Genomic DNA, 7,668 nt, shown 5'->3' on the forward strand with positions numbered 1-7,668 from the left:
CATACCATCATGAAAACACTATCTAAAATCTTGTGTGTTAGTGCAGCTGCTGGTGCGTTATTGGCGTGCTCTGACAGTGCAAAAGTTGAGCGGGAAGAGGGCGTATCGCTGGAGCAGAAAATTCGTCAAACCGCTGAACAATCTTTGGATGCTTTTAACATTCCGGGCCTTGCGGTTGTTGCTGTAAAAGACGGAGAAGTGGTTTTAGCGGAAGGTTTTGGCGTACGCGATATTGAGTCGCAGCAACCGGTTACAGCCACAACCCTGTTCGGCATTGCCTCTCATACAAAAGCATTTACCGCCGCCGCAATGGCGACTCTGGTTGAGCAGGGGAAAGTGGACTGGGACGATAAAGTCATTGAGCACTTACCAAGTTTTAAACTGGCAGACCCGTACATTACTCGCGAACTGACCATTCGGGACTTACTGAGTCACCGCTCTGGTCTTGGGCTAGGTGCCGGTGACTTGATGATTTGGCCGAACACCGACAAAACCACCAACGAAGTCATTGCCGGCTTGGCCAATGTGCCCATTGAGCATGGCTTTCGGGAGCGCTTTGACTACAACAACCTAATGTTTGTCACAGCGGGTGAGGTGATAAGCGAAGTGTCGGGTATGCCGTATCACCAGTACGTTGAGCAAACGCTGTTTGAGCCCATGCAGATGGATGAAAGCACCATTGGCTTTTCTCGCATTGATGCCAGTTACGACAATGTGGCGGTAGGTACTATCGAAATGGATGGCGAACTGCATCGGTTCCCGCTCGACTTTTTGGAAGACTTTTCTGCCGCTGGAGCAACGGCAGCAAGTGTTGATGATATGAGCCGTTGGTTGCTGACTTTGCTGAATGAAGGCGCAGCACCGACCGACAAACGCTTGTTTAAGGAAGAGTCGCTGCATGATATGTGGCAGCTGACCACGCCATTGCCGGTATCAGCTGATGCGGCAGAGCAGGGCACATACTTTCGTGGCTACGGTCTTGGCTGGTTTGTGAAGGACTACTACGGTGTTAAGCATGTGTCGCACAGTGGCGGTATTTTGGGCATGTTGTCCTTTACAACGGTTATTCCTGAGAAAGAATTCGCCATTACTGTTATGAGTAATCAACAGGCGTTCGGTGCGCTAACCGCAATAGTGCAAGAGTCGTTGGAAGAGGTGCTGGATGTGCCTGACCAGGACTGGGTCGCGAAGGAAAGTAAGAAGTATCATGAATTCATTCAGAAAAAGGCGGATTTTAAAGTAGAAGCGGTTGATGATCCGCAGCCGTCGCTGGCGCTATCGAAATATGCGGGAACCTATACCGATGCGTGGTACGGCGACGTGGTCATCTCCGAGCAGGATGGCGCGCTGCGTATAGACTTTACGCACACCGATATGCTGAAAGGTTCGCTGGAGCATTACAACGGTAATACCTTTATTGTTCGCTGGGATGAACCCTTGCTGGAAGCCGATGCCTTTATTGATTTTAATGTGAATAGAAACAACGAAATAAAGACGGCAACCATGGAAGCAGTGGCAGACTTCACTGATTTCAGTTTTGACTTTCACAACCTGAAACTCGAGAAGCAGTAACCATGTGAACTCTGGACATAGCGGGGGCCAGTCCCTATAATGCCCTCGCTTTTCCCAAAGTATGCGCACCCTTAGCTCAGCTGGATAGAGCGTTGCCCTCCGGAGGCAGGAGTCATTCGGTAAATAGGCACAGTGGTTAGAAGTCAAAATTTGGAAATGCGCCCGTAGCTCAGCTGGATAGAGCGCCGCCCTCCGGAGGCGGAGGTCACAGGTTCGACTCCTGTCGGGCGCGCCATTTCCTTGGCCTGTAGTGATTTACTTCCTTTCATATCTACTCTAAACTATTCTCTTTGCTGGTTTTTCGGCGTGACCGCTAGCTGTTGTGACTGAGCTTTCGGTGGATCAGGGCTGTGTCCATTCTGTGTCCAATTTGTGGCTAGAAGTTTCCCCTCTAGTATTAAGAACAAGGACTTTGACCTTTGCCTTAATTATCCGCTTTCCGAATTAGTTTAAGTTCAGAAAATGACATAGGAAGTCCTTATAAAACAAATAAGCGGTCGAGACTTCTTTCAACAAAAATCGTACGTGTCGAAATGCGACCATCTTCTTCTGAAGCACCACAACAAGATTTACTTTCTTCGATCTCGAATACTTTTAATCCAGTTCTCTAATTCTTGAATATCACCGCTCAATTCCTGTGGTTCCGGAGTGGCAGCTCGTGCAGCAGACGCTTGATCATGCCCCGGCAACCATTTGGAGCATTTAGACATAGCGATATAGAGGGTTCTGCAATCTTGTTCTGTAATATCAGCAATAATGCCAATGTGTTGAGTTTGAACACCGGGACGGAACCTTTCAACTACTCCTGAAAGTAGAACCTCTTCAAGAGACCGCTCCCATGCTTCTCTCAACAAACCGTATAAATAATGAACCTCTTTTTCATATGATGTTTGGTGTCCATCCCTGAAAAGTTTGTCGGCCTTCTGCCATTCTTGCTTTAAAAAACCAACTTTTTTCTTAACAGGCATAGCGACCCATGGTAGCTCTTCTGCACACACGCCAGAACCCATATGTAGATGGCGAATATGTTGGTCTAGCTGATGTACGTTTAGTTCTTGGGAGAACTGCTTTAGAAGAAGAAGAAAAACCACATCATGCGTGAATACAATAACCTGTCTTTTTTTAGCTTCTTCCACCAATCGCCGCGCGACTCCCTCTCGCCATCGATAATCTAGCGATGATACTGGGTCGTCGAATACGATGCCCGAGCGCTCATCCGCCGTGCTAAGCTCTGCAAAGAAAGCGGCTATAGATAGGCACCGCTGTTCACCCTCACTTACGACTTTTGGTAATTCAACTCCAGGAGCTCTAGTTAAAACAAGCTTATGGTAAAAGAGCCCGTCTGCTCCTCCAGCTTCTTTAAGTTCAACCTCGGCATGGCGGAAACAAAGACTTTCCAACTCTTGCTTAAAACTTCGCTTGAGTTTCTGTGAAACCACGGACTTTGTTACAGCGGTGCTTTTCTGTGTAATTGCTTGGGTTCTGGTATCTTCAATACATAGGCCGTAGGCGGCTATTTTTTTCTTTCGTTCGATTTCATCCAATACCAAACTTTCGTGCTGCGCAAGTAGTTTTCGAGCTCGAAGTTCCTGAGCCTCTGCCTCCATAGACTTTTTTCTTTCTTCCGTGGTTTGAGTTCTCAATGTCTTGATACGAGATTGAATTTGCTCGGCAAGTTGATGAGCCTGAGCGGATTGACAATGAACAGGGGGACAATCGTGCGATAGGTCACAGTTCTCAGAGATAGCATGTACTACCGCTTTTCTTCTATCCTCATTGATACGAATCGCGGTTTCGATAGCGTCGGCTAATGCTTGGTTCTCAATACGAATTTCCTTTATAGCCTCTTCTGCTGCTTCTGTTATCGTGTTGAGATCGGTAAAATCCTTACGCTTTTGCTTGAAGGATTCTCTGAGTGTGCGAAGTTCGCGTTCAGCAGTTGAGGCTACAAACTCTTCAAACTGCTTCAGTCTACCACTGGAATCAGAATCAATTCGCTGCTGGCAGAGAACACAGTGAGCTCCTTCATCTACAAAGGGATAGCTTTGACTAGGGTAAGCATGCTCATCTGAAAAATGGCGTGCTGCCTCCCAGAGCCCGCTCCATGTTTCAGATCCAGTCCCAGGCAATATATTGGCTGGAAAGGCGGCTTCGCGAAGTTTTTTAGCTTCTTCACTCTTGCGGCGGCCCTGAACACGTGTATCAAAAAAACTGGTTACACTTTGCTCAGAAAGTGCTAACTCGACTGTTTCAAGATGCTGAACAAGAGACTGGATCCGGCCTACTCGCAGGTCCAGTTGTCGAATTAGCTTTTGAGGATCATTAGCATTCAAATCAGCCAACGACTTCTCGAGCAGGTTTAAGCGCTCGTGCTCTTCTGGAGAGACATACGCTAACGCTTGTATTGCTTCAGGTTTAGTCAGCGAGCTGAGGTTAGAAAGCCGTTTTGATACCGCTGTACCCTCTGGCACAATTGACTCAAGCGACGTTAGCTTGCTTTCCGATAAGCTACTTTTTTCCTCTTCCAGCTTGGTGCGGACGGCTTTGCAGATTTTTACCAGTTTGTCGAATAAATCCAAACCAAAAGGTCGGAATGCAACGTCGGTTTTTTCTGTTAAATAAACACCGGCAGATTGAGTATCGAATACACTTACACGGGATATATATTCATCTTCTTCGCTACCTGTCCACTCTTTGATTTCTCCATCTGTTCCGATCTTGTACTTTATGGAAACCTCGGGCGAGAGAGGTGTTTTACCTGAGATTACATTCCCTAAGATATCTTCTTGCCCCCTGGCCCGGCAGGCGCTTTTCAGAACGCGAATATAACCAGTTTTCCCAGCCCCATTATCGCCATACACTAGAGTCAGGTTGTTGCTAAACTTAAGAGTTTGGTTCTCTGCAAGAGCATTTACTCCTCGATAATGGAAGATAGAATCCAGTGAAACTGGTTCAGAATTAACAGCCTCATCTGGAATATGATCTTTCGTCAGGAGATTTAAATCCAACTTATCGACGAGGCCTTGTGCGCTTTTGCAGATTTCGGTTAACTCAAGGATGTCGTCGCTTGAAACTGCCCCTTTTATTATTAGGTGACGAAGCGCTTCACGTTGCCAAATTGGACGACCGTTAGACCATTCAAGAAGTTCCTTTAATACAGCCATAGATTTGCTTCCCTCCTTTGAACTAGGCAATTTCATATAAACTTCACGACTTTCCGTTCGTTGTAACTGATAAAACTCGTTAGTTTCTGAGCAAAGCTTGGCATATTTAGCTCACACTAGCTGAGGTAGAGCATTGTCTTTGATGGTTTTGTTAGTTTCAATCTACTGAGAAGGTCAATATGAACCTTTTTAGCTGATTTTTATACCATTCAAAATGGCGAGACAACTCCCCTCGACAACCCACTTTTAAACAATGTTAAAGGGCATCAAAAGCCGAATACAGAAAGCTCTGACAGGTTATAGTGCTTTTTGATATTACGACTAAACACCGCAAGGTCTTACATCTATCAACCTACTTTTCTTCGTGCTCAATGCCGAAAAAAAGGCTATTCAATGGAATGTCTAAACCAAATCGCTTTGCACCGAGCTCTAATGCTGCAGCCTCATCCTTAGAAGAGCTGTTTTCGGATATATAATAATAAGAATCTAATGAGGCTCCGGTAAGTTTAGTCTTATATTTTTGCAACCAATCAAGCTTACTAGCAAAAAAAACAACCTTCTTAGAAATATATATTCGGGCAAAGACAGAGGGCATAAATTCCTTTTTGTCAAAGCCAACTAGAGGATCACCAATTGAAAGCAAATTTGGTTTTTCCGATCGCTTAGCCGAAGATACTTTTTTTACAGATTGATAGATCCCAGATGGCAGCATACATCCACAGATTAAGCCTTTAGCAGAAAATTCAAAAGCCAATTTTTTCTCAAAAGCAGTACCTCCTAACAAAACACTATACTTTTTTAGGAGACACAAGCTAATAAATTCGCGAACAGCATTAATTTCGCTTTCCTCTGGCTTAGTACTACAAACGATCGAAAAGTCGTATTTGAACTTCTTCTTATTTTTGGGGTAGTAATATAAATCTTTATTTGTGTAGGTACGTAAATTTTCGGGGTATTCGTCAGATATAGAGTGTATAACTCCAGCTCCTACTGAACTAATAAGTCTCTCGTAATCTGTCGATGGTGTTATATTACGACCAGCTTTGACTGAATCGTGAGGCTCAAATATGTATATATGTGCAGGTGAATTTTGCAACCTGTCTTCAATCATGGTTCTTACCTTCTCCCAATCCAATCCACCATGACCACAGCCTAATGCCGGAAGCGTAACTACTTTTCCACTTTTATCCTTGAGATAATTAGATAGCCATATTAATCCATCATTGATGTAATGATATTCCGATGGTTTCTTCCAATGATCCTTTGTCGGGAAATTGACGATCTCGATGTCTTTCGAAATCATGTCCTGTTGAGTCCAAACAGATGGCAATCCAGGTCGAATAGCACCTGAGCGACATTTCTCAGCATAGTCGTTAAACATTTGAGGAAATCTTTTCTTGAAGGCAAGGGCTACACCAGCACCCATGACGCCAACACAGTTAACAGTGTTAACCATAATATCTGCGTCAAACTCGAAAAAATCTCCTGAAACAAACTTTATCATGAATCGTTACCTTGCAGCCTTTGGAGTGCTTCATTTCTCAGACAGTCAATCCCGCTCGACACATTTTCCAACCAAACCTGGCTCAAAGAACCAATATCTGCTTTACTCAAGGCCACTAACATATTGACCTCCTCAGGACAAGTGACTATGTCGAACAACTGACTGTCGTTCCTCCCTTTAGCCACGATTTCCCCCAATAAGTCATCATAGGTAACCAGCATTACTATTTTTCGTACCAGATGATTTGGCAATTCAGGTAAATCTTCTGTCAAAATTCGCTTTAACATGATTAGAGATTTCTTAGGGTGGTCTGGATCAGTACTATCCATGAAACTATTGTTCCACCGAGCTTTCGGTCCTTTACCTATATCATGCAGGAACGCTGCCATCTCTAAGGCCTCGCGATTAATAGCATCTAGCTGAAGATACTCAGGCGAGTCAACCACAAGATTAGCAACGCGCCTACTGTGAGACCCAACATCTTCATTATGGGGCCCATAGTTTGCGCCTAACTCATCAATATCTTCAAGTTCTTTGATAGCCGTAAAATCGGCTCGAATAGCATTCAGGGCTTGTCCTAGGCTTTGAAATTTTGGCTCAGTTTCGCGCTCGAATGACATAATATAAGAAACAGCTTCATCAAATGAACGTTTTAGAAAAAAAGGTCCTGTGATCAAAGAACTACTCCAGTTTCCAGGCTGGTGGTAATAATGTTCAAAATCGCCTTCGACAATACGTGGTGCCGCAATGCCTTTGTCCTGAAAAAGCTCTCTCACAATTTTTGATATACTAGCGTTCCATGTGATTATCTGGTTAACCTCGCATAAAGGAACATGGTCAGGCAGCAGTAGTTCTGCCATTTTTTTATGCTTCTGATTTTCGTTATTATAGCTCCACCCATTGTTATCTATAATTTGCCAGTCAAGCACGTCGAGCCTTTGAGCTTGATTATTACCAGGAAAGAAAGCCGGAGGAATATCTGTATTTGCTGAGGCATTCGTAAAGTAAGCCCCAGGTACTGTTTCTAAAGATAGTATTGAGATAGAAAGGTATATAATGAATTGTTGATCTACGTTTTTTTTATGAAGAACGGTAGTGTTCAGAATTCTGTGTCATTTCGTTAAACTAAGCAAAAAAGAGATGACATATGACCAAAACCAATTTCGACATGGATGCCGCTTTAAAGCAGTTGCGTGAAGGCAAAGACCTCACCGGCAAAGACGGCATCCTGACACCGCTTATTAAACAACTCACCGAAGCCGCGATGCAGGCTGAGCTTGAAGAGCATCTCAGTGATAAAGAGCAATCTAACCGCAAGAACGGTTCGACGTCAAAAACAGTCAAGAGTCCTGCCGGCAGCTTTGAATTAGATACGCCCCGCGACAGAGCCGGCTCATTTGAGCCGAAACTGGTTAAAAAACATCAGAC

Annotated in this window: 5 protein-coding genes and 1 tRNA gene; 3 read left to right on the forward strand and 3 right to left on the reverse strand. The window is 44.4% G+C overall.

Going from position 1 to position 7,668, the window contains the following annotated elements:
* The first annotated feature begins 9 nt into the window (after window positions 1-9).
* Entirely contained in the window at window positions 10-1,572 is a 1,563-nt protein-coding gene (locus BLT32_RS09705; RefSeq protein WP_053954139.1) for a serine hydrolase, read from the forward strand.
* 158 nt (window positions 1,573-1,730) lie between these two features.
* A tRNA-Arg gene (locus BLT32_RS09710) sits at window positions 1,731-1,807 on the forward strand.
* Window positions 1,808-2,141: 334 nt separating this feature from the next.
* Here the strand turns inward: BLT32_RS09710 and BLT32_RS09715 are convergent.
* The 3 genes from BLT32_RS09715 to BLT32_RS09725 form a co-directional block, all read right to left on the reverse strand.
* Window positions 2,142-4,736, reverse strand: a complete 2,595-nt coding sequence (locus tag BLT32_RS09715; RefSeq protein WP_053954140.1) for an AAA family ATPase — start codon at window positions 4,734-4,736, stop codon at window positions 2,142-2,144.
* Between the two features lie 352 nt (window positions 4,737-5,088).
* Window positions 5,089-6,240, reverse strand: a complete 1,152-nt coding sequence (locus tag BLT32_RS09720) for a macro domain-containing protein (protein WP_053954141.1) — start codon at window positions 6,238-6,240, stop codon at window positions 5,089-5,091.
* A complete protein-coding gene (locus BLT32_RS09725; protein ID WP_161802660.1) occupies window positions 6,237-7,346 on the reverse strand; it encodes a DarT ssDNA thymidine ADP-ribosyltransferase family protein in 1,110 nt (369 codons plus the stop codon). The genes BLT32_RS09720 and BLT32_RS09725 overlap by 4 nt, the downstream gene beginning before the upstream one ends.
* A gap of 41 nt (window positions 7,347-7,387) precedes the next feature.
* Here BLT32_RS09725 and BLT32_RS09730 point away from each other — a divergent pair.
* Window positions 7,388-7,668, forward strand: a 281-nt coding sequence (locus tag BLT32_RS09730) for a transposase (RefSeq protein ID WP_176764950.1), incomplete at its 3' end; no start/stop codon positions are given.

Source organism: Idiomarina zobellii (genome assembly GCF_900100855.1).
Classification (GTDB): Bacteria; Pseudomonadota; Gammaproteobacteria; order Enterobacterales; family Alteromonadaceae; genus Idiomarina; species Idiomarina zobellii.